This window comes from Nostoc sp. EspVER01, from assembly GCF_034530635.1.
In the GTDB taxonomy this organism is placed as follows: domain Bacteria; phylum Cyanobacteriota; class Cyanobacteriia; order Cyanobacteriales; family Nostocaceae; genus Nostoc.
The window spans coordinates 289,937-312,815 of sequence record NZ_JAVRCS010000002.1 but is presented as its reverse complement, the minus strand read 5'-3'; the positions used below and the strand labels follow the sequence as shown (position 1 = coordinate 312,815).

General features: G+C 41.1%; 23 protein-coding genes. 8 read left to right on the top strand and 15 right to left on the bottom strand.

Annotated elements, in window-relative coordinates; translation table 11 throughout:
* Nucleotides 1-12: 12 nt before the first annotated feature.
* The 4 genes from RMX69_RS03410 to RMX69_RS03395 all read right to left on the bottom strand — a co-directional run bounded on the left by RMX69_RS03410 (nt 13) and on the right by RMX69_RS03395 (nt 2,525).
* Nucleotides 13-768 carry a 1-acyl-sn-glycerol-3-phosphate acyltransferase gene (locus tag RMX69_RS03410; RefSeq protein ID WP_322636520.1) on the bottom strand — a complete coding sequence of 252 codons (756 nt, stop codon included), beginning with the start codon at nt 766-768 and terminating at the stop codon, nt 13-15.
* 113 nt (nt 769-881) lie between these two features.
* Nucleotides 882-1,367 (bottom strand): tRNA adenosine(34) deaminase TadA, encoded by a 486-nt coding sequence (gene tadA, locus RMX69_RS03405; protein ID WP_322636519.1) that lies wholly within the window; start codon nt 1,365-1,367, stop codon nt 882-884.
* Between the two features lie 223 nt (nt 1,368-1,590).
* A complete protein-coding gene (gene grxC / locus RMX69_RS03400; RefSeq protein ID WP_322636518.1) occupies nt 1,591-1,905 on the bottom strand; it encodes a glutaredoxin 3 in 315 nt (104 codons plus the stop codon).
* A 47-nt stretch (nt 1,906-1,952) separates the two neighbouring features.
* On the bottom strand, nt 1,953-2,525 hold the full coding sequence (locus tag RMX69_RS03395; protein ID WP_322636517.1) for a DUF981 domain-containing protein: 573 nt from the start codon (nt 2,523-2,525) through the stop codon (nt 1,953-1,955).
* Nucleotides 2,526-2,880: 355 nt separating this feature from the next.
* Between RMX69_RS03395 and glpX the strand changes: the two genes are divergently transcribed.
* The 3 genes from glpX to RMX69_RS03380 all read left to right on the top strand — a co-directional run bounded on the left by glpX (nt 2,881) and on the right by RMX69_RS03380 (nt 6,110).
* Nucleotides 2,881-3,918: a class II fructose-bisphosphatase gene (gene glpX, locus RMX69_RS03390; RefSeq protein WP_322636516.1), complete on the top strand. Its 1,038-nt coding sequence runs from the start codon at nt 2,881-2,883 to the stop codon at nt 3,916-3,918.
* Between the two features lie 240 nt (nt 3,919-4,158).
* Nucleotides 4,159-5,445, top strand: a complete 1,287-nt coding sequence (locus RMX69_RS03385; protein ID WP_322636515.1) for a glutamyl-tRNA reductase — start codon at nt 4,159-4,161, stop codon at nt 5,443-5,445.
* 104 nt (nt 5,446-5,549) lie between these two features.
* The gene (locus RMX69_RS03380) at nt 5,550-6,110 is read left to right on the top strand and encodes a metalloregulator ArsR/SmtB family transcription factor (RefSeq protein ID WP_289795304.1); all 561 of its coding nucleotides are present in this window, start codon (nt 5,550-5,552) and stop codon (nt 6,108-6,110) included.
* 204 nt (nt 6,111-6,314) lie between these two features.
* Here RMX69_RS03380 and RMX69_RS03375 read toward each other — a convergent pair whose 3' ends face one another.
* The 5 genes from RMX69_RS03375 to RMX69_RS03355 all read right to left on the bottom strand — a co-directional run bounded on the left by RMX69_RS03375 (nt 6,315) and on the right by RMX69_RS03355 (nt 12,108).
* Nucleotides 6,315-8,222 carry an ATP-binding protein gene (locus tag RMX69_RS03375; RefSeq protein WP_289795302.1) on the bottom strand — a complete coding sequence of 636 codons (1,908 nt, stop codon included), beginning with the start codon at nt 8,220-8,222 and terminating at the stop codon, nt 6,315-6,317.
* Nucleotides 8,223-8,312: 90 nt separating this feature from the next.
* On the bottom strand, nt 8,313-9,182 hold the full coding sequence (locus RMX69_RS03370) for a substrate-binding domain-containing protein (RefSeq protein WP_289795301.1): 870 nt from the start codon (nt 9,180-9,182) through the stop codon (nt 8,313-8,315).
* 273 nt (nt 9,183-9,455) lie between these two features.
* A complete protein-coding gene (locus tag RMX69_RS03365; protein ID WP_322636514.1) occupies nt 9,456-10,031 on the bottom strand; it encodes a Uma2 family endonuclease in 576 nt (191 codons plus the stop codon).
* A gap of 171 nt (nt 10,032-10,202) precedes the next feature.
* Nucleotides 10,203-10,985 (bottom strand): ABC transporter ATP-binding protein, encoded by a 783-nt coding sequence (locus tag RMX69_RS03360; RefSeq protein WP_289795299.1) that lies wholly within the window; start codon nt 10,983-10,985, stop codon nt 10,203-10,205.
* Nucleotides 10,975-12,108, bottom strand: a complete 1,134-nt coding sequence (locus RMX69_RS03355) for a branched-chain amino acid ABC transporter permease (protein ID WP_289795298.1) — start codon at nt 12,106-12,108, stop codon at nt 10,975-10,977. Before RMX69_RS03355 ends, RMX69_RS03360 begins: the two co-directional genes overlap by 11 nt.
* A gap of 170 nt (nt 12,109-12,278) precedes the next feature.
* On the opposite strand from RMX69_RS03355, the gene RMX69_RS03350 reads away from it, so the two are divergent.
* The 3 genes from RMX69_RS03350 (at nt 12,279) to RMX69_RS03340 (ending at nt 14,679) form a co-directional block, all read left to right on the top strand.
* A complete protein-coding gene (locus RMX69_RS03350) occupies nt 12,279-12,476 on the top strand; it encodes a hypothetical protein (RefSeq protein ID WP_104907481.1) in 198 nt (65 codons plus the stop codon).
* A 61-nt stretch (nt 12,477-12,537) separates the two neighbouring features.
* Entirely contained in the window at nt 12,538-12,795 is a 258-nt protein-coding gene (locus RMX69_RS03345) for a cytotoxic translational repressor of toxin-antitoxin stability system (protein WP_099102182.1), read from the top strand.
* A gap of 297 nt (nt 12,796-13,092) precedes the next feature.
* The gene (locus tag RMX69_RS03340) at nt 13,093-14,679 is read left to right on the top strand and encodes a glucose-6-phosphate isomerase (RefSeq protein WP_289795297.1); all 1,587 of its coding nucleotides are present in this window, start codon (nt 13,093-13,095) and stop codon (nt 14,677-14,679) included.
* A 208-nt stretch (nt 14,680-14,887) separates the two neighbouring features.
* Here RMX69_RS03340 and RMX69_RS03335 read toward each other — a convergent pair whose 3' ends face one another.
* From RMX69_RS03335 to RMX69_RS03320, 4 genes are all read right to left on the bottom strand, one after another.
* Nucleotides 14,888-15,547, bottom strand: coding sequence for a Nif11-like leader peptide family natural product precursor (locus RMX69_RS03335; RefSeq protein WP_322636513.1), 660 nt, complete (start codon nt 15,545-15,547; stop codon nt 14,888-14,890).
* A gap of 382 nt (nt 15,548-15,929) precedes the next feature.
* Nucleotides 15,930-17,375, bottom strand: coding sequence for a DUF1802 family protein (locus tag RMX69_RS03330; RefSeq protein ID WP_322636512.1), 1,446 nt, complete (start codon nt 17,373-17,375; stop codon nt 15,930-15,932).
* A gap of 116 nt (nt 17,376-17,491) precedes the next feature.
* Nucleotides 17,492-19,288: a hypothetical protein gene (locus tag RMX69_RS03325; RefSeq protein ID WP_322636511.1), complete on the bottom strand. Its 1,797-nt coding sequence runs from the start codon at nt 19,286-19,288 to the stop codon at nt 17,492-17,494.
* 121 nt (nt 19,289-19,409) lie between these two features.
* Nucleotides 19,410-20,078, bottom strand: coding sequence for a hypothetical protein (locus RMX69_RS03320; RefSeq protein WP_322636510.1), 669 nt, complete (start codon nt 20,076-20,078; stop codon nt 19,410-19,412).
* Nucleotides 20,079-20,416: 338 nt separating this feature from the next.
* Here RMX69_RS03320 and RMX69_RS03315 point away from each other — a divergent pair, with 338 nt between their 5' ends.
* Both RMX69_RS03315 and RMX69_RS03310 read left to right on the top strand, forming a co-directional pair.
* Entirely contained in the window at nt 20,417-20,905 is a 489-nt protein-coding gene (locus RMX69_RS03315) for a hypothetical protein (protein WP_289795292.1), read from the top strand.
* Between the two features lie 90 nt (nt 20,906-20,995).
* Complete coding sequence (locus RMX69_RS03310) at nt 20,996-21,328, top strand: translation initiation factor (protein WP_322636509.1); 333 nt, start codon at nt 20,996-20,998, stop codon at nt 21,326-21,328.
* Nucleotides 21,329-21,564: 236 nt separating this feature from the next.
* On the opposite strand, the gene mdh is transcribed toward RMX69_RS03310, so the two are convergent.
* A complete protein-coding gene (gene mdh / locus RMX69_RS03305) occupies nt 21,565-22,539 on the bottom strand; it encodes a malate dehydrogenase (protein ID WP_322636508.1) in 975 nt (324 codons plus the stop codon).
* 88 nt (nt 22,540-22,627) lie between these two features.
* Nucleotides 22,628-22,843 carry an NAD(P)H-quinone oxidoreductase subunit O gene (locus tag RMX69_RS03300; protein ID WP_322636507.1) on the bottom strand — a complete coding sequence of 72 codons (216 nt, stop codon included), beginning with the start codon at nt 22,841-22,843 and terminating at the stop codon, nt 22,628-22,630.
* Nucleotides 22,844-22,879 lie beyond the last annotated feature (36 nt).

The window sequence follows — 22,879 nt, the reverse complement described above, 5'->3', positions numbered from 1 at the left end:
TGTTTAACAAGATCAAGAATTAGTAATTTCTGCAAATGCGTGATTAGTAACTTTTGTTTCTTGATGGCTTAATTGTTGTAGTGCCTTTGCTAAATCAGTTGTGATGCTTTTTGCATCTTGTTTTATACAGCCACTCATGTAATCCGTCACTTTGATTGGGGAGCCAATGTCAATACTCACATCTGTACCCCAATTTGGATAAGGTTGGCTGTAATTAATGCCTATGGGTATAATTTTCACTCCCAGCCCGGAATGACTAGATTCAGCACTCAAAGCAAGACGAGCAATTCCTGGCTTCAACTGGTGAACTTGACCATCACGAAAAATGTTACCTTCTGGAAAGATTACCAGAGTTTTTTGCTGCTGAAGTAGTTCTACCCCATGTCGCAGTGTGCGGATTGACGGATGCTTAGAATTTACAGGAAATCCCCCTAAACGTCGAACAAACCAGCCTTGCAAACCTTGGCATTCGTCAATAGTGACCATAAATCGCAAGTCTTGCTTTCTCAGACAAGCAGTAGCGTAGGGTACAAGCAAGGCATCCCAACGCGCTCGATGTGTAGGCGCAAGGATCACAGGCCCAGTTGTGGGGATATTTTTTTGTCCGGTTATTCTAATTTGTCCAAAGAATAATGGTAATAGGCAGTGACGCCCTAATAAATATGCCAGGGGACTTAACCAAGGAGAAACCCTTGAGGTAGTGCTATCTACCTGAGGATTTGCTGGGGTGTGCTGGCAGGTATCGGATGAAGAGTAAAATTCCATCATGACGGATGCAGCTGATTGACAGGTAAAAATTTAACGAAAGGCCTGATTAGTTACACCGTAGATTCTCTTGTGTGACTTGTGTCGTACTAGATGGACAGTTTTACCTCTGTCCGTTAGTTTACTCTACGCCGCCTAGTAGCAAACCAAGTCTGTAATTGCTGACGACAAGCTGACTCTAGTATGCCTCCGATTACTTGGAGACGGTGATTAGAAGCAGCACTATCGGGGATGTTAATAACTGTACGAATTGCGCCAGTTTTGGTATCGTCTACTCCATATACCAGTAGTCCTAGTCGCGATTGGACGATCGCACCTGCACACATCGGGCAAGGTTCGAGAGTTACATAAAGAGTGCATTCATTAAGATGCCAATTTTGTAAAGTTGTTGCCGCTGTCTTGATAGCAAGAATTTCTGCATGAGCGGTAGGGTCTTTGTCGCGCTCTTTTCTGTTTTCTCCTTGTGCTAGCAATTTGCCTGTTGAATCAATGATAACAGCACCTACAGGGATTTCACCTGCATCGCCTGCTGTTTTTGCTAATTCTAGGGCGTAACTCATCCATTGTTGATGTATAAGATATTTCGTATACTTAGTTAACATATTCTTATCAATTCGATATTCCTTGCCCTAAAGGTGGGCAAACTTGCAGCGCATTTTGCTCGCATTTTGTCAAGCTAGTAATTAAAAGTTTGTAGTAAGCACTAAAGTGCTTAGAAAATTAAGGACTTTAGTCCTTACTACGAACTTGCTTACCGAGCAATTTAAAATCCAAAATTGCCCAACATTGCATCACCAAAGAAATTGTTGGGGGCTAATTTGATTTTTAAATAGTGGCTTGGGCTAAAAGGGGATCGAGTTGGCTTTGTGTATCTAGCTGATATAGGTCATCGCAGCCGCCAATGTGCTGGTTATTGATAAAAATTTGTGGTACTGTACGGCGGCCGTTGGCGCGTTCTGCCATTTTCGCTCTGGCTGCTTCGTCGCCGTCGATTTTGTATTCAGTGAAATTTACACCTTTCCACCACAGCAGCATTTTGGCTCGAATGCAGTAAGGACAAGTTTGCCAGGTGTAAAGTTCGACGTTGGCTTTGACTCGCTCTGGATGGCGGTTTAAAAGAGGATTAAGAAAGTCCAGCATATTTTTTTAAGCAAGGTTTTAACTATGTCTCTAGCCTAGAACATTGCTTACCGCATCGGCGCTGGAACCCACTTTTGGAAACCCTCTAAATGGTTCCAGTAAGCTAAATATCCAGTCAATGCCCAAATTAGAGCGGCTACTATCAGCACTGCTACGCCAATTAGCCGCCAAGTTCGGTTGGTTTTCCAATAGAGAGTTGGCGCGGCAAAAATACCACCTAACCCAGTTAAAATAAAGCCTATTCCCGATAAAAGCGGTTGCTTGGTCAAATTCAAGTTGATGATACGGATACCGACTACGATCGCAACTGCACCAGCAAAGAAGCCGTAAATTGCTATTGTCAACAAATCCCAACCTTGAGCAAGGGCGATCGCAGCTGCCACAAACAAGATTCCAAATAAAACACTTGTCTCACCGAAGGCAATGTTAAAGCTACCCATTACTGGCCAGGTAAAGCTCATGTGTAAACCAGTTGTGAGTGCGATCGCGCCCGTAATTCCAAAACCGGGAATCCACGGTCTTTGATTAGAATTATCTATACCACGGTACACATAGTCAGCCAAGATAAATAATCCAGCTACCATGTTGATTAACATGAGGGTGATGTAGTCGATAAACACGATTAACCTCTTAATTTAACAAGCTCTTTACTCTACGTTTCATTTTTCAGTTTTTGGTGAATTCACCAGCTTTTTTATTTATTATTTTATACCTAAAGATAGATACTGAAGAAAAGCAATGTTCTAGATATACACTGCTACCCATTTGTGCCAATTTTTAACTTAGTTACGTGTGAACAAGTTTTATACTGGAGTAATTATGAGTAAAAAATTAGGATGTGTTAACTGGCACTTTTCTAACGAGTTAGCAGTAAAACTTAACTTTCTTCCACGTGTATCCGCCCTTTGGTAGACTTGAAAACTGAAATAGGCAGATGAAACGACGCAAATTCAAGCAGCTGAGAGGGCAAACTCTGTGGAAAATACACTTGGTTTAGAGATTATTGAAGTAGTAGAGCAAGCCGCGATCGCATCCGCAAAGTGGATGGGTAAAGGCGAAAAAAATATCGCTGACCAGGTAGCTGTGGAAGCTATGCGGGAGCGGATGAATAAAATCTATATGCGTGGTCGCATTGTGATTGGGGAAGGCGAACGCGACGACGCGCCCATGTTATACATCGGGGAAGAAGTTGGTATCTGTACCCAACCAAATGCCAGTAGTTTATGTAACCCTGACGAATTAATTGAAATTGATATCGCCGTTGACCCCTGTGAAGGTACGAACTTGGTAGCTTATGGACAACCTGGTTCGATGGCTGTGTTGGCAATTTCTGAGAAGGGTGGATTATTTGCTGCTCCTGACTTTTACATGAAGAAGTTAGCAGCACCTCCCGCAGCTAAGGGCAAGGTAGACATCAACAAGTCAGCAACAGAAAACCTCAAGATTCTCGCTGAGTGTCTAGATCGCTCGATTGAAGAACTTGTGATCGTGGTCATGAAGCGCGAACGCCACAACGATTTAATTAAAGAAATTCGTGAGGCTGGAGCGAGAGTCGCCCTAATTTCAGACGGAGATGTGGGTGCAGCTATCAGCTGCGGTTTTGCTGGAACTAACATCCACGCGCTGATGGGTATTGGTGCGGCTCCTGAAGGTGTAATCTCGGCAGCAGCAATGCGTGCTTTGGGTGGACACTTCCAAGGTCAACTGATTTACGATCCCGCAATCGTAAAAACAGGTCTGATTGGAGAAAGCAGAGAAGCCAATATCGACCGCTTAAAGTCTATGAATATCAATGACCCCGATAAGGTCTATGATGCTCATGAACTGGCATCTGGTGAAACTGTTCTGTTCGCTGCTTGCGGTATTACCAGTGGTAATCTCATGGAAGGTGTACGTTTCTTTAGCGGCGGAGCTAGAACTCAAAGCTTGGTAATTTCTAACCAATCGAAAACTGCTCGATTTGTTGATACAATTCACATGCTAGGTGAACCCAAGACTCTCCAACTGAACTAAGTTTTAGGGAATGGGGAATGTAAAAGTAGGTGTAAAACATTTGGAAAAAAATATTTTGATAAAACATAAAAATATTCATCCAAATGCTTCGTCCTTACACTAGTTAGTAGTTAGTATTTAGTGATTAGTTGTTATTTATTGGTTGAAAAAAACTATCAACCAATAAATAATAATTCCCCATTCCCTATTCTCACTCAATGCCCGATTGCCAACTACCAATTAGTAACTACGATTTAGCAAATGAATATAGCAGTGGTGGGGTTAAGCCATAAAACAGCCCCAGTAGAAGTCCGGGAAAAACTGAGCATTCCAGAACCACAAATTGAAAGTGCGATCGCTCAACTGGCCAGCTATCCTCATATTGATGAAGTTGCAATTCTTAGCACTTGTAACCGCCTGGAAATTTACATTGTCACCAGTGAAGCAGACCAAGGTATTCGGGAAATAACACAGTTTCTTGCGGAATATAGTAAATTGCCCGTGATTTCTCTGCGACAACACTTATTTATGCTGCTGCATGATGATGCCGTGATGCACGTTATGCGGGTAGCAGGTGGTTTAGATAGTCTGGTACTCGGAGAAGGTCAAATTCTGGCTCAGGTGAAGACTACTCACAAACTGGGACAGCAATATAGTGGTATAAAAACCATTTTGAATCGATTATTTAAACAAGCGTTAACAGCTGGTAAGCGGGTTCGTACTGAAACTAGTATTGGTACTGGCGCTGTCTCTATCAGTTCGGCTGCTGTGGAGTTAGCACAAATTAAAGTGGCAAATTTAGCTGCTTGCAGAGTAGTAATTCTGGGTGCTGGTAAAATGTCGCGGCTGCTGGTGCAACACCTAATTTCTAAAGGTGCTGTGGAAATTAGTATTGTAAATCGCTCTCGCGATCGCGCCCTAGAATTAACAAAGCAATTCCCTCAGCAACCGATCAATATTCATCCGCTATCGGAAATGATGAGCGTAATTGCCGATAGTGATTTGGTGTTTACAAGTACTTCAGCAACAGAGCCAATACTTGACCGTGCCAAATTGGAAATGGTTTTAGAAGTTCAGCGCTCTTTAATGTTATTTGATATTTCTGTGCCGCGTAATGTTCATGCGGATGTAAATGAATTGGAAAATGTGCAAGCGTTTAATGTCGATGATTTGAAGGCAGTAGTAGCGCAAAACTACGAAAGCCGTCGCAAGATTGCACAAGAAGCCGAGAAACTTTTAGAGGAAGAAGTGGAAGCCTTTGATATTTGGTGGCGCAGTTTAGAAACTGTTACCACTATTAGCTGTCTGCGAAATAAAGTCGAAACCATCCGCGAACAAGAGTTAGAAAAAGCTTTATCGAGATTGGGTTCGGAATTTGCTGAAAAACATCAAGAGGTGATTGAAGCATTAACACGGGGAATTGTCAATAAAATTTTACATGACCCGATGGTACAATTGCGATCGCAGCAAGATGTTGAAGCCAGACGGCGCTGTATGCAAACTCTGCAAATGCTGTTCAACCTCGATGCAGAGGAACAATTTAGTTAAATTAAACAATAAGTTAGATCCCCGACTTCTTAAAGAAGTCGGGGATCTGAGCTTTTAAATTAGATATACTTCTAATTAGATAGACATCTAATTAGAAGTTAGTTATGCAACCAGAGCAATTTAACATCTTACTGCGCTTTTTCAAGGCATTAGCGGATGATAGCCGATTGAAGATTGTAGGTATTTTGGCGAATCAGGAATGCAGCGTTGAAGAATTGGCGGCGCTACTGCAACTCAAGGAACCGACGGTATCTCATCATTTGGCGAAACTTAAAGAGCTAAATTTGGTGACAATGCGCCCAGAGGGTAATAGCCGTCTATACCAGTTGGATAGCGAGGCTTTACAAAGCATTAGTAAGGAAATTTTCACACCTGAGAAAATAGCATCTTTAATTGAAGATGTGGATACTGAAGCTTGGGAAAGCAAAGTGTTGAAAAACTATTTCGAGGACAATCGCCTCAAAGAAATTCCTGCTAGTCGGAAAAAGCGTCTAGTTATTCTTAAGTGGTTAGCAAACCAGTTTGATGTCGGAGTCAATTACCCTGAACGTTTGGTAAATGATATTCTCAAACGCTACCATGTTGACTGCGCCACCCTGCGACGAGAGTTAATTGCTTGCCAGTTAATGCAGCGAGAAAATGGGATTTATTGGCGTATAAAATAGATATATAGCAACGGACAACTTGAACATGAATCTGCAATTTTATCACTGCAAACGGTTGATTTTCAAATTGAATTGCGCGACCTTTATGAACAAGTCAATTTTGCAGAAAATAACGAAGATTAAAATAATTCGTAATTCGTAATTCGTAAGAACTCTCAACAATGTTAAAAAAAGAAATTTTATAGAACTATTGTCAAAAATCACCTATCGAATCGGGATTGTAATTACAAACTCTGCACCCTGTTCCGGTAATGAAATGCACCGTAACGAACCACCATGTTTTTCAGTAATAATCTGGTAGCTAATTGATAATCCCATACCAGTACCTTTACCAACAGGTTTTGTGGTGAAAAAGGGGTCAAATAGATGTGACTGGATTGCTTCTGGAATCCCTGTGCCATTATCAGCAATTTGAACAACGACATTTTCATTCACCTGGGCTGAAGAAATCCGAATTATTGGTTCTGGACAAATCCCATTTTGAAAAGCCTCTTCTAAAGCATCAATCGCATTTGCCAAGATGTTCATAAATACCTGATTTAATTGTCCTGCAAAGCACTGAATTTTAGGTATTTCACCATAGTCTTTAATCACTGTGATTTGAGGGCGATGGCTTTGGGATTTGAGACGATATTGTAAAATTAACAGGGTACTGTCAATCCCTTCATGGATATCAGCGGTTTTAAACTCGGCCTCATCTAAACGAGAGAAGATTCTTAAACTAAGGACAATTTCCCGGATGCGACTGGCTCCAATCTTCATAGAAGTCAACATTTTAGGCAAATCTTCTGTTAAATATTCAATATCAGCTTCTTCTTTAGCATTTTGAATTTCTGGTTCTGGGTAGGGGTAATATTTTTGATAAAGTTGAAGTAACCACAATAACTGTTGAGTATAATCATCAGTGTGCTTGAGATTGCCATAGATGAAATTAACTGGATTGTTGATTTCATGAGCAATACCAGCAACCAACTGTCCTAAAGAAGACATTTTTTCTTTCTGGATTAATTGGGACTGAGTAAGCCTAAGTTCTTGTAAAGTTTGCTTGAGAACAATATTTTTTTGTCGCAGTGCTTGTGTTCGTTCTTCTATTTTATCTTCTAGTGTTTGGCTATAAACTTCTAGCTTTTGATTCGCTTCATATTGTTCTGCTAGCAGTACCTTTACCTGTTGAATTAACTGGTTAAAAGAAATGGCTAAGATTCCAACCTCGTCTTCAGTTGTTACGGGAGCTTGGAGATCAAAATTAGATTCTTGAGTAACTCGTTGTGCCACATGTGTGACAGCTTTAAGTGGACGAGTAATTGTTCGCGAAATTAAAAACCCAGTAATTGCTAAAATACCGCTTCCCAACAAAAATAATAATCCTAAATGTTGCCATAATTTATATTGAGCAACCTCTAACAATGATATGGAATACAACACTGTAGTTGTTAAAGACTGACTTGCTCCTGTAAATACGATACTTTTGGCTAAATAGTTTTTGTTATCAATAGTAATTCGCCTAGCGGGCAAATCAGGAAGAGGAAATTGCCAAGTTCCGCTTTTGGATGCCAACAAGGTTGCCGCAACTACACGATTTTGTCTCTGGACAATCAGATGTTTAGAGGAACCCGCAGCAATTTGTTGCAGTAGAGTATCGTCTACTAAGTTACCAATGATGATTCCTCCCAAGAGTCCTGCTGATGATTTGATTCCATTTGTTACTACTTGTAGAACTTGTTGCTTGCCTTCTACATCTACCAAATCGACTAAATGCGCTCCTCTACTAGCAGTGCTAGTAACTATTTTGTCTAGAAACTTGGCTTGACTTAACGAGTTATTCCGTAAATCTATGAGGACATTGCCCTGAGTATCGATTACCTTAATCCAATCCAATTTCAAAATAGACTTCAGTGGTAATAATATCTGCAAAAGCAACCCTTGATTACGCTGTTTAACAGCCTGATTCAGCATATCTCGATTAGCAATTAGCTCGATTTCAGTTTCTAGTGTTTGCTGTTCATGCTGAAAATCCTGATAAACTCGTTCGCTAAAACTACCAATTTGTTGGCTAAAGTTCTGATTCAAACTATCCGTAAACCACTGTCCTAACACGACTAAGCCCAACATAAAGACGCTAAGACAAACTGCAAGCAGCGGTAGAACAATTTTTTGGCTGAGTCTCAGCCCCCTGAAAAATCTCTGCATGGGATATTCAATTTATTTTGCAGTAACAAAGCCATTATTTTGTAGTAGTTTTTCACCTTCTTTGCTAAAGATAAAATCAATAAAACCCTGAGTAGTTGCTGAAGGTGATTTTTCCCAAAGAATACCTATGTTACGCACCATTTGATATTTACCAGTGGCAAAGTTTTGTGCTTTAGGAGCAACACCATTGAGACTGAGATGATTAACAGGTAATTTATTGATGAGGGAAGATGCCAAAGAAAAAGCACCGAGGGAATTAGGAGTGATTTGTAAGGTTTCGATCAGTTCTCCCTCTTTATTCAAAATCACGGCTTTAGCTGTAGTCTTTTCTTCTCCCAAATAATATTTTCGTAATAACTTTTTTGCTGACTCGTCTTCGGGTCTATCCAAGAGTACAATGTCTGCGTTAGCACCGCCTAATTCTCGCCAATTGGTGATGTCACCTTTGTAAATGGATTTTAATTGCTTGGTTGATAAGTTAGTAACACCTTTAACACTGTTATGGGTGGCGACAACTAACAAATCTTGTGCAAGTTCACGATATTGAATTTTCCCGTTATTTTCTTCTGGTTTGAGTTTATGACTGCTACCAGCGATATCAATAATATCGTTTTTTAGGGCTGCGATCGCACCTTCGGATTGGCTATTGGGGATAAACTCAACTTTGACAGTTTTATTTTGGGATTGATAAGCTTGTGCTAAAAGTTTTAAAACCGTTGCTGTTGAACTGGAACCACCAATTTTGATAATTTTTTGAGTTTGAGAATCGGCTTGGTTAGTAACTTGATTAGTATTGGTTAAATCAGTTGGTTTGACTGAGTTACAACCGCACATACCAAAAAAGATGATGCCGACAATCGTTAACTGAGCAATCTTTTTCATAAGTGAGTCTTTAAATTCCAAAATCCGATATCTGTCCTAAACTTTCATAACTTAATATTCCCGAATACTTATAAAATGTAACGGGTAAATGCAATAATTCATGATAAATAAAATCCCCTCTTTATTTGATAAGTCGGGGATATGTGACTTTCATTAGCAAATATATTTTTTACTTCACAAAATTATTTTCCTAAATAAGCTTATAAAACTTTTGGAGGTCATGCCATCTTGACGCTTCCAAGTGATAATGCTGTTCAGTTGCTACTAAATTCACTAAATTTGTGTTTCTCCCTCGGTAAAAATAGGAGGCCACAATTCAGTAACAGGCAATTCCCAACCAGGAAAAAGTTCTGGTATGGTTAAAATATCGCCATTTTCTAAAACTATAGGTTCGCCTGTAGAGCGATAAATTGTAACTGTCTCTTCATCAGGATCAATGACAATGCCGACGATCGCTCCTAATTCTATAAATTTCAGAATTTTGGCTGCTATAAGTTTAATTTTATCGCTCTGAGATTTAATTTCTACCACCAAGTCAGGGACAAGTTCTCCAAAGTAACGAGGACTTTGGAGAAGTCGGGAAGCTCGAACAAAGGAAACATCAGGCGCTTTGAGGTTTGTATCTGGCATGATGAAACCGCCAGCAGAATCAAATACTCTTCCCCAGCGACGAGGATTTATCCAAGCAAAGAGAAAGGCAATGAGACGACTACTGATTTCGCTGGATACAATATCTGACGGGCCCATTATTGAAATTTTCCCATTGTCGAGTTCCAGCTGGTAATCTAAACCTGCTTCGGTAAAAGCTGTTTGAACTTGCTCTAAATCTCTGATTGTCATCATTGACATAAAAAGCTTTTTCTACTGAGATATACAACACGATTTTAACAAGAGCCAAATTTCCGAAGATTTGACACTGTATGGAACTTTCTCTCAAACCGTTCCCTACCAGCGAATCAGAGCAAGAATAAAAGCCTCTCCCACACAGGGAGAGTTTTGGAGGAGAAAGCTAATCGCACTTTATTTTCCCAAATACGCCTCTAGAACTTTGGGATTAGTTTGAATCTCCGCTGGTGTACCATCAGCCAAATTCTGCCCTTCAGCAAGTACCCAAACACGATCGCACAAGGACATAACAACATCCATATTGTGTTCGATAATCAGAAAGGTCATCCCGTCTTGGCGATTCCAAGTGATAATGCGATCGCAAATATCATCAATCAATCTCGGATTCACCCCGGCTGCTGGTTCATCCAACAAAATTAACTTGGGATTAGTCATCAGCGCCCGTCCCATTTCCAGCAGTTTCCGTTGTCCACCAGACAAGCAACCAGCATAATCGTGTGCTTTTTTTGCCAAGCCCACTGATTCTAATAAAAACATTGCCCGCTCTTGCAGTTGCTTTTCTTCCTTAGCGACAACGTGCGGTTGCAACTGCACCTGCCAAAAATTTTCACCCGTTTGTTTTTGCGCCGCCAGCAGCATATTTTCTAACACCGACAACCGCGAGAGAGTTCGTGCAACCTGAAAGGTGCGGATTACACCCTGCTGGGCGATTTGATATGGTTGCAAATTGTGAATCGGTTCGCCGTCAAAAATCACTCGTCCCTTATCTGGGCGAATGAAGTTTGAGAGTAAGTTAAATAAAGTAGTTTTACCAGCACCATTGGGGCCAATCAAGCCCGTAATGCTGCCTTTAGCAACTTCGATTCTGGCTTCATTAACTGCTTTGACACCACCAAAGCTTTTAGAAAGTCCCGTGGCTGCCAAAAGGGGAAGTGGGGATGAATAGTTATTTACCAAGGGTGAGTTCCTCTTTTTTCCCTAAGATACCTTGAGGACGCCAAATCATCAGTACCATCAAAATTAATCCGATTACCATGATGCGAAATGCACCCAAACGTGCTTCATCAAGGGGAACGATTCTGGGTAAGACTTCTCGCGTCAGCGCATCGTAAGCAAAGAAAATTACTGCACCTACAATTGTGCCGACATTATTTCCAGAACCGCCTAAAATCACCATAATCCAAGTGTCAAAGGTGATCTGCGGTTGAAAATTATCGGGGTAAATGGCGCTGAGTTGCCAAGCAAAGAAAGCACCAGCGATACCTGCGATCGCACCGCCTAACATTAATGATTGTAATTTATACCAAAAGACATTTTTTCCCAGCGCTTTAGGAATTTCCTCATCTTCACGGATAGCTTTGAGAATTCTACCCCAAGGCGATCGCACCAAAATTTCTAAGCGCCAGTATACAAATGCTAAAACCAACAGCAACACCAGCATTAAACCCGCTTTTGGGTTGTAATTATACAGTCCAATCACCCCGGAAATATAAATCGCTGCCGCCAAAACTGCTAACACAATTCCCACAGCCAAGCGGGATATAAATTCTTGTTTGCTAGTTGTCCTTTTGCCCAAATCAGTAGTCCGAGATATTTGGGTAGTACGAATCCATCGCCACAATGTAAAAAAAGTTATGGCAGCTAGCAGCGTTAACAACCCAATCATCACTAATCTGACAAACAAATTCGGCTCTGTGGATAGGGGTATGGGATAACTTTGGACACCAAACGCCCCAGAAATCCAAGTATCACCCACAGGTAATTCCTGATTATTCACCACCAAACGAATTAATTCGCCCGTACCAATGGTGACAATTCCTAGATAATCTTCTCGTAAGCGGAGAGTCACAAAACCAATTATCAAACCCAATAAGGCTGCGACAATTGCCCCAGCCAGTGCCGATACAAGTAGGGGTACGCCTTTTAAGCTTAACAATACCGTTGTATACGCTCCCAGAGTCATGAAAGCAATATGACCAAAGTTAATTAATCCCGTAAAGCCCCACTGTAAATTCAGTCCTAATGCGAATAGAGCAAAAAGTGCTGTAGAAATTGCTAAGAAAATGAGATAGTCAAGCATATTGAATTATTTGGTCATTTGTCATTGGTCATTCTGCTCCCCTGCTCCCCCGCCCCTCTGCCCCCCTGCCCTCCTCGCCGGGCGAATAAATTTTAGCGTAGCTTGAGCGTAGCTAATTTTATGGGAATACTATTTATTGTTGGTGTTTGGTGGTAGGGAATAATTGACGTATGAATTTGCTGCGACTTAGAATGCATCACTTAATCGAGCAATTAGGCGATGACGATTTGCAAGACATTTGGAATGTTCTTGAAGCTTTACATTATGACTTTTATATGCTCAAAGCGATACAAAAAGTCAAGCGATCGCAGCAACCGTGGGATATCTTAACCCATGAAGAAGCGGTAAGACTGTTGATGTTTTTCTGATTCAGCAGCGCTTTTGAGCTAGTGCCAGTGGCCCCTCAAGTTTTGGTGAAGGTAACGCCCAGTGAGTCTGGAAATGCGCTATGCCAGGTCTTTTTTACTAGACCTGAAAAATTTAGAACCTGCCGCCTACGAGCGGGTGCATGATTTTGTCTTTATTGAGTTAGCCCAAAAGTGGCAACTGACTGATTTAAAAGAACTGCGGCAGCTTGATAGTGAAGGCATTTTTCACCGCTTCACCCTCGATAATTACCTGATTGGTATAGAAATTAGGGGTGAAATTGTGAAATTTCTGCGTGTCATCCCTATGCCAGATGTTTAAAGTGAAGAGTCAATCAATTTTGGATTTTGGAATTGCGGATTTTGGATTTGTTCCACCCACGTTCGCTTTCTTGGCACGTTCGCGGTAGCGTCTGGTAAAGAAGTGCGGGGCATCAACCGAAATAATTTTTAATCTAAAACTTGTACTGAGCGGAGTCGAAGTATCTAAAATTTAAAATCTAAAATTGGCACGGTCAAAGGAACACTGAAAACTGTAAACTGTATAAGGCTAGGCAGGGATCGCTATAACCTTACATTAAACTGGTTTTTGAGAAAACACTTTATTTGAGATTTCCCTATGGATGCTAGGGCACTTTGGCAACGATACCAAAACTGGTTATATTTCCACGAGGGATTGGGACTGTACTTAGACATCAGTCGAATGCGGTTCGATGATGCCTTCGTGGATTCGTTGCGGCCGAAGTTTGAGAAGGCGTTTGCGGATATGGCTCAACTGGAGAAGGGTGCGATCGCAAATCCCGACGAGAACCGCATGGTTGGACATTACTGGCTGCGAAATCCTGATTTAGCGCCAGCTCCAGAACTTACACAAGAAATAGTCCAAACCTTAGAACTAATCGAAGCCTTTGCGGAAAAAGTCCAAACAGGTGCTATTCATCCTCCCAGAGCAAGCCGCTTCACGGATATTATCTCCATTGGTATTGGTGGTTCCGCTCTCGGCCCCCAATTTGTCGCGGAAGCTCTCGCTCCTGATTTCCCACCCCTGAAACTTCACTTTATCGATAACAACGATCCCGCAGGTATCGATCGCGTTATCAATCATCTCCGAAATAGCCTCGCCAGCACTTTGGTTTTGGTAATCTCCAAATCTGGAGGAACACCAGAACCTCGCAACGGCATGATTGAAGTTAAAAAAGCATACGCCGGACACAATTTGGAATTTGCTCAATATGCGGTAGCAATTACCAGCGTTGATAGCAACCTCGATAAGCTGGCCAAAGAAGAAGGTTGGCTGGCCAGATTTCCGATGTATGACTGGGTAGGAGGACGCACCTCAGAAATGTCTGCTGTGGGGCTAGTACCAGCCGCATTACAAGGGATTGATGTTCGCGCTATGCTAGATGGCGCAAAAGAGATGGATGACGCTACCCGCGTCCCAGATGTAAAAAATAACCCAGCAGCCTTGCTTGCTTTGTCTTGGTACTTTGCAGGTAATGGAAAGGGCGAAAAAGATATGGTTGTTCTACCTTACAAGGACAGCTTATTTTTATTCAGTCGCTATTTGCAACAGCTGGTGATGGAATCCTTGGGCAAGGAAAAAGACTTAGACGGCAACGTTGTCCATCAAGGTATAGCCGTTTATGGTAACAAAGGCTCAACAGATCAACACGCTTATGTCCAGCAGTTACGCGAGGGTGTAGCGAATTTCTTTGCTACCTTCATCGAAGTGTTGGAAGATCGTCAAGGCCCATCCACTGAAATAGATCCAGGAGTTACATCAGGCGATTATCTTTCCGGTTTTCTCCAAGGAACCCGACAAGCGCTTTATGAAAATCACCGCGATTCGATTACAGTCACGATTCCCCAAGTTAATCCCCGAACTGTAGGGGCATTAATTGCTTTGTACGAACGTGCTGTTGGTTTATATGCTAGTTTGGTCAACGTCAACGCGTACCATCAACCAGGAGTAGAAGCTGGCAAAAAAGCTGCCGCCTCCATTCTCGATTTACAAACACGAGTAGTAGCAGTGCTACAAAAAGAAAAAACTCCCCTTACTCTTGACGAACTCGCCGAGAAGGCAGGCGCATCAGACCAAGTTGAGGCAATTTACAAGATTTTGCGTCACATCCATGCCAATCAGCGGGGTGTAGTTTTACAAGGCGATCTTCAGAAACCCGGTAGTTTGACTGTTTCTGCTAGCTGATAGCTCTAGTCTAATTATCACATTTTGTCCAGAATTGTTGTCTCAACAATTTTTTATTGTGAAGCATCCTAAATAGAAGATATATCTTCTGTCTAGGATGCTTCACTGTATAGTTCGTAATTCGTAATTCGTAATTAAGTTTTATCACTCAATACCGTTTCGTCTAAGTATTGCTTTTTTCTCTTCCTTTACCTAATTACGACTTATTTTAATTATGAATTGCCATCAGGCGTTGATTAAAGTAACTCTTGGGTAAGAAACAGCGATCGGGTAAAAAAGGATTGTTGAGATTTTGACATAAGAAAGTACTGGGTTTATCTCGATGACAAAATGGTGGCACAATTCCCCAGTGTTCTGCTAGCCAAATCCAGTATCCTATTTCAATTCTGCCGTAGCTTGAGACCGGGAGAATCTCTCCAACACTGTTGTTAATAGATACTAAATCTGAAGATGATTTGATTTCAATTAACAACCAAGCTAACTCATCTACAGAAAAGTAATAGCCGTTTTCGGCAGCGGTATCAACAAACTGCTGTGGATCTTTAGCTATTAGCAATTCTTCTTTGAGAGATGGCGTTTTTTGTGCAAAATCAAAAAGATCCCAAATCTGTCTTCTCGTAACTAGAAACCAGGCGAGTTCTTCTGCGGTCAAATTGTAACCGTTTTCTGTTGCTAACTTTAGAAACGGCTCAAGGCTATCGGTTTCTGCTAGTTGACTTTTTAACTGGAAAGTTTGCTCTACTAATGACAAGAAATCAATAATTTTTTGCCATGTAACTTTGTCAAAGTTTTTGTTAACTTTTATTTTTTCTTTCCAATAAATGTATTTATCTTCTTTAAGAAAGAAATTCCAAATTTGATAATACATGGGTCATTTTGCCTAAGCTTTAAACTTGGTAGAGGTTTGTGATTAATGAACACCAGTGTAGTAAGTATAATGTGTTTCTTCGACAGTACTAAACTTTTATATCATGTAAATGAAGTTACACAGTGGCTAAGTATGAATTTTCTGTAAAGTTTGTCACTACAAATAACATTTACTGAGGGAAAGATGAAAGATTGCGATGCCTTGGCGTGGGCTACATCTAAGATTTTTATTGCTTCTCATAAAATAAAATTAAGTCAATAGATAGTATTAATTATTCATGAAGTAATTAATTGTAAAGCAATCTGTACTTTAGTTATTTTGAAACGAACCGCAAAGTATGCAAAGAGCGCGAAGAGAAGAAAAGAGATATATTTTACTACATTTAGTTAATAGGTAAATCGCGGAGAAAGTAAAAGCGATCGCTCTTCCAATCACTACCTTTAATTCGTCCTAAATAGCCTGTTAAAGGTGAGGAAAGTTCTATCAGAATTTCGTGCATTTCTGGTGTTTTGATTGGCTGTGGCGGATGTGAGCCAAAATACGCACCATGTAGAGATTCAACACCAGCAGATTCTATACCTGAGTTTTCTAAATAGTTTTTAACAAGCTGAACAATGTGCGATCGCAACCTTATAGATTGTTCAACTTTATCAATATAAGTATTAATTTTATCTTCAGCTAAACCAAAAGGAGCTTGTTGCAAACACTCTTTTAGTTCTAATAAGTTGATAGAGTTTTTGTAGTGTGCTTGCAGTTCAACTAATTTTTGTAGTGTTTCAGGGCTAATAACATTCATTTGATTTTCGGTAGCTGTTCTTGATGCGTAAAAATTTAATTCTCCGGCGGCTACAATTAATTTAATAGAATTGTCATACTGAAATTTACCAAGATGGTTCATACCTATTTTTAGTAACTGTGCAGGTGTACCATCAGGAACTTTCTCAGTTTTAGTTGCTTTGCACTCTCCTACTATTGGATAAGGTTGTTCAGCGTAAAAATCCATGCCTCCTGCGCCACCCATTGCATCTGGATTCAAACCTGAACCTGTAAAGCCTAATTTTAGTAATCCTCTACGAACCAATTTTTCAAATGTATGTCCGTCGCTAGAGTTTCCAACTTCAGCAATTTTATGAATCCAAGGTAAGTCTAAATCTAATGAATTGGTTGGTTTATCGCTACTCCAACCCAAAAATACTTTGATATCGTCGTCTAATTGTTTCGCTGCTGGTTGGCTAATGCTTAGGGATGCGATCGCACTCTGCAATTCTTCCAATTCAGGATGCAGCGGTGGCTGTCGATTTTCTAACTGATGCTTGCGTTGGGCGAAGGTGCGATCGTTTAATACTGGATTGGCTTCAGAAATAGTTAAAGGCTCATTTAAATAAATAAACTGGCTATTTGCCTTGATAGAGAATGTAATTAGTTTCGGCAACTGATAAACGCGCAAGTATAACAAAAAAATATTATGTCGTTGCCTTAATATTTCTTTTAAGGCTTCTGTAGTCCAAATTGTTAGCGGTGATAAAGCAGATAATGATTCAGTATTATGCAAAGGTTCACACTTTTCACACCTTACCCAAGCTTTAATTGATATAGTTTCAACACTTACTTGGGCAAGAGCAGTTTTGGCATTAGCCAAGAAATTTGTCTGATAGTACTGCTCAACTGGTAACACATTAATTGAAGAATCCATTGAATAAAGCGCAAATTGACGCTCTGGAACGATATAATTTTTGGACATCGCCATAATCGTTCGTCCTTGAATTAATGCCTCAACATCTGGCGCAGGCAAGCAAATAGCAGTATTAATTACAGCAAAATTATTCATGGCTAAAAAATCCAAATATTGCCGCTAAAGAAACCGAGTCCACCTATGCGGACTTAATTTCTTTAGCCTGAAACTTCTAGCTTTAGTGACATTTGTTACAACAATATACACCTATTTTAAGTATCTTCATCAATAGCATCTTCAGGAATTTGTCCAGATGGATCGCTGAGAATTTCATGGATGAGATTATTGTCGATTACTATCCGATTTTGTAGAGCAAAATCAATTATTTGTGCTTCAGATAATTCATAATCATGTCGGGATTTAATCACAGAATTAATTGCTAAAAGAGGCTTAATTTCTTCACCTTTTAACAATACCCACTCACCACCTAGATGAGGTGACAAAAGCATATCTAAATACTGTTTTGCTTTAGTACCACTACTAATCTTTTTAGAACGAATTAAGCAACCACGAGTTAAATCAAATTCTTTATATTCGATTAAGCGTTTTAATGCAGCCTGTAGGAACCTACCACTTACTCCTTGAAGAACTGATACTCCAATTTTTACAACATTGCCATTTTCCTGACCAACAATTTTAAAATTAATATATCCTTGGTCTACGCTACGAGCTTTAATATTTGCAATCTCTGTAATTTGGACATTTTCTAAAATTTGTCCAACTAAGGTGGAAAAGCTGAATCGCAGAGCATTAGCGAGTTTGGTTTGATCCTCGATGTCATCTTGTATCTTACTTTCAACGGCTGCAAGTTCTTTCTTGTAAGCAGATTCTACTGGATGTAGTGGTGGCGTCAACTCAGTAGTCCAGTTTTCCTTACACCACTGTAAAACTTTTCTTACCATTGGTCTTTCTTTTCCCAGTTCTTTCAGCTTCCCCTCGTCAAAAGGATAAACTGAATGAGGTGATGTTACTCCTTGTCGATCGTAAAAGTCTTTCAACCACTGGGAAACTAAGACAATAACATCTTCCGATTTAAGATAAGTTAATTCAATGGTCTTTTGAGCAATCCGATCTGTAACTGATTCAGCTTCTTTTAAGGCTCTTATTTGATCAGTCCAGGTTTGAGGAAACATCGCCGTTATAAAAACACCCCGTTTAATCTTGTCGTATAAGTCTTTGGCTAAAATAGCAGTAACTTGTGATGCTGTGAATCCTGCATCATTACACATTAGGATACTTTCCAATTCGTCAAAACAAATGACTATTGGTTTGTAATCACTAATTAAGTCCAGAATTTGACGAACTGTGCTGAAGGCTTGCGCTTCTCTATCCTGGGCACTGGAGTTTGCTAGACCTAGTGCATCAGCTTTTGACTGTGGTAATTCTTGACCTGCAAGCCAGTTTATAGCGTAACGCTCCTCAGATGGATTAGAGGAGAGTGTCCATAAAATTGCAGCGATAATGTCAGGATTCTCAATATCATGCTTAATTCCCAAGACTCTATCCGTCCAATGCTCCACTACTTTGGAATTTACTTTTAAGACTTCAGAAAAGTGACGAACCATCTCATCAGGTGTGAAGTTTTTGTTGTAAGCTTCATTGAAAACAGCAGTTGCTAATTCCCGCCACTGGCTCATCCCTTGACTCCCGATTTGTTTGAGGCTATTTGCTACATTTCGTAAGAATTCCCCTTTAATTCGATTTAAATCGTTAATCTCGCTCGTATAGACAAATAAAGCACTACCATCAGTTTGAAGTTGGCGGCGAATTCGACTAATAAGATGGCTTTTGCCTAGTCCTCTTTCAGCCTTGATGGTAATGCCTATAACTGGTTGTTGTTTGGTGCGAACTATCTCAATGGCATCAAAAATAGCATCTGAGGCATGAGCATTTAAGGACGGAACATCAGGAAAACCTGTTACCCAAATATCTTGACTTCTAACTACTAAAGGTCTGTCAAATGGGTTGTGATTTTTGATAGCATCGATTAGGCCGTTGTCGTTAGACATGGATCTAAAGTGAGGTGAATTTTGGATTTTGGATACTAGATTTTTGATTGCTCACTATTTGCATCTGCACGACATCTAAACTGGCGTTTCAGTGGGTGTGAAAAGCAACCTAAGAATAGGTTTATGAGTTTAAATGCTTGGCGTAGCAGCGTAACCCACTTATTGGGGTTGTTATGGAGTCTTCCAGTTTGTCTGGATCGCTGTCTGACAGGCTACCGCCTTGGAGTTGCAAAATGTCCTTTTCTTGCATTTCCAGTAGCCACTCATTAAAATCTTCACGACTAACCCGATCGCCTATTTCTCTCCTGATGCGATAAATTGGCACCAGATCATCTAGGTTGTAGTTTTGGTTAAGCTTGTCGTAGACTTCTAACGCCACTGACTTAAACTCGTCGTAAGAAGCGATTCCTTTGGAAAGCTTCGCTAACGCCCCGTTACCATTAACTGGTACATCTGCACCAACTACCGCAACATCAATCTTACTAATCCACTTCACCAAAGCATTCGCCGCCCAAGTACCGACAATTGTCCCTTCAAACTTAAAATCGCCAGTTCTCAAACCCTCACCCAACGCCTCTAAACCCTTGCCAGATGTCAGAGAATATCCTTTTTTGGAAATTGCGATCGCACCCTGCTTCTGTAATTCCTCGAATATGCCCTGATAATCTGCTACCTTCTGGCTTTTGGATACAATTCGCTTAGTGAGTTGACCCTTCTTAACTTCTTGCTGCACTCCTCCCAAATCCCACAAAGCCAAAAGAAGACGAGTACTAGTATTTTTTGATGTCATATTGAGTGTATTTTTTGAGAAAAAGCATCATAGTAACTGTATCTTTCTAAGTTATTTATGCAGAAAAAATAACCGAGAAATTGCTGAAGATTTCGGCGTTTTAGCTAAATAGACTCATCAAAAATCAACAATATATTTCCTTGGGATGAATGCAGTTTCTCTCAAAGGCGGGATGGAATGCTTGAGAAAATCGACGATCATGACAGAGAAAGGCTGTAGCTGTGCAGTTGTAAATTAAGTGGTATATGTTTTTTCAATTCCCAGCGAAATAACAAGAATTCCAACTTTGTTTTTGCAACAGCAAGGCTTTTAGCAAATACAGGTGAGAACGAAATCCAATGAACACAATATATAAAGAACGTAAAATAGTTTCGCGTCTATTTGCAGTGCTGCTTTCGGCATTGTTAATGGTGCCCTTGCTGAGTAGCTGCGGAGGCGGTTCCCAAAAGGCTAATGTTCCACCACCAGTAGATGACACCATTGGTAGAACAGTGAGCGATCGCACAAACCAAACCGAAGTTAAGAAAGGATTGGGTACGGGGCAAAAAGTGGCACTTTTGGCGGGAGCTGCGGCACTTTACTATATGTACAACCAGCATAAAAATGCTCCCCAAGAAGGAGCGCAAGGTAAATACTATCTATCCAAGAACGGGCGTGTATATTACCGTGATGCTGAACATCGCGCTCACTGGGTAACGCCACCATCAGAAGGAATTCGAGTACCAGAATCTGAAGCACAAAAGTATCGGGAATTCCAAGGTTATAACCGGAGTGCTACAGGTCGCGATCTAACTGGTATAACTTCATCCGCAGCTCCAGCACTCTAGATCGGCGAAGCGTGTGTATAAAGCGGGTTTCCTGGAGGATAACGCCGATCGCGCCCGTCGGAAACACGAACTTAAATCAGGAGACAGATTATGGTAAATGAATTTTTCCGAAAGGCGAAAGACTTACTTTTGGGATCGAACAGCGATCAAGCCGATCAAGATGCCGAATTCCGCAATCGCAATGTACGTCCAGCCAGCGAAGATCCCTACGGCGATCCCGCAGACCCGGCATCTTACAGCAATGTTCGCCCAGCTAGCGAAGACCCTTACGGCGACCCCGCAGATATCTCGTCTTACGGCAATGTTCGCCCAGCTAGCGAAGACCCTTACGGCGACCCCGCAGACACAGGGGAGTTTGGTGATGTCCGTCCAGCCAGCGAAGACCCCTACGGCGACCCCGCAGATCAGGATTCTCGCCGCTAACGCGAAACCAATCTGGTGATATTGGTTTTTATAGGGTGATGAATTTTGGAATAACAAATAAAGCAGTGGGATTTGAACCTACTGCTTTTTATTTTGGCTACTATTTATACGAATTACGAACTTGTACTGAGCTTGTCCTGAGTTTCGACTACGCTCAACTACCGCGTAGTCGTAAAGCCTGCGGCATAGCTACGCTTCGGGCGCACCCTCTCGTAGAGAAAGGCGTAGCCGAAGTATTACGAATTACGAATTATTTCTTGCGATCGCTCAATATTTTGACGCACAGATCGAGCCGAAGTATGCAAGCCCTCTCTTTCTTCATCAGTCAGCGTCAATTCCAAAACACTCTCAATTCCACCGCATCCCAACCGACAGGGAACACCAATTACAACATCTTCTAAACCGTATTCACCTTGCAGATACGTCGCCACAGGAAGCAACCGCGACTGATTTAATAAAATCGATTCTACCATCACACTAGTAGCCGACGCCGGAGCAAAAAAAGCACCACCCGTCTGCATCAATTCCACAATTTCTGCGCCACCGTTGCGAGTTCTTTCTACCAAGCGTTCAATTGTGGCTGCATCCAGCAATTCAGTGATAGGAATGCCGTTAACGGTAGCATAACGAGACAAGGGAACCATTAAATCGCCGTGGCTACCCAATACCATCGCTTTGACATCGGCAGGTAAAACGCCTAATTCTAGGGCAATGAAGGTTTCAAAACGGGCAGAATCTAACACACCAGCCATACCCATAATGCGATCGCGTGGTAAACCTGTTGCTTGCCAAGCTAAATAAGTCATCACATCCAACGGGTTGGTGACGATAATAAAAATAGCATTGGGAGAATGAGCGATCGCATTTTTTGCCGCTTCCACCACAATTTTGGCATTGGTTTTCAGCAAATCATCCCGACTCATCCCTGGTTTGCGGGGAAGTCCGGCGGTAATCACCACGATTTGGGAACCAGATGTATCAGCATAATTATTTGTGCCGATAATCTGGCGATTATGTATTTCAATTCCCCTGGCTTCCATCAAATCCAGCGCCAAACCTTGAGGCATTCCCGCAATAATATCTAGTAAAACGACATCTGCCAGGTTTTTCTCTGCAACACGTTGAGCTAAAGTACTACCAACCCTACCCGCACCCACGATGGTGACACGGGGTAAATTACAGACAATTGAGGAGTTAGGGGAAGAAGACATAAATATTAAGATGCGATTTTTCTCAGCAAGAATTCAGGAGTCAGAATAAATGCTGAATTCTGAATTCTGACTCCTGAATTCTTTTTACTTATTTAAACTCTTCGAGTTGATCCACACGTAACCAAATATTAGGTGTTGGCACTTTCCCAAACTTAATCAGGGCGTAATCACCTTTGACATCGACAATTTCGCCCTTGGTTTCAAACAAATAAGGAGGAAAGCGAGTATCACTGGCTTTAGCCTCCAGACTGTTTTCTAGTTTCTCGCGCACAGCGCGAACCATATCTCCTTTTTTGACTGCCATGAGTTCCTCTCTCAAATTTGTAACGTCTTTCACCTG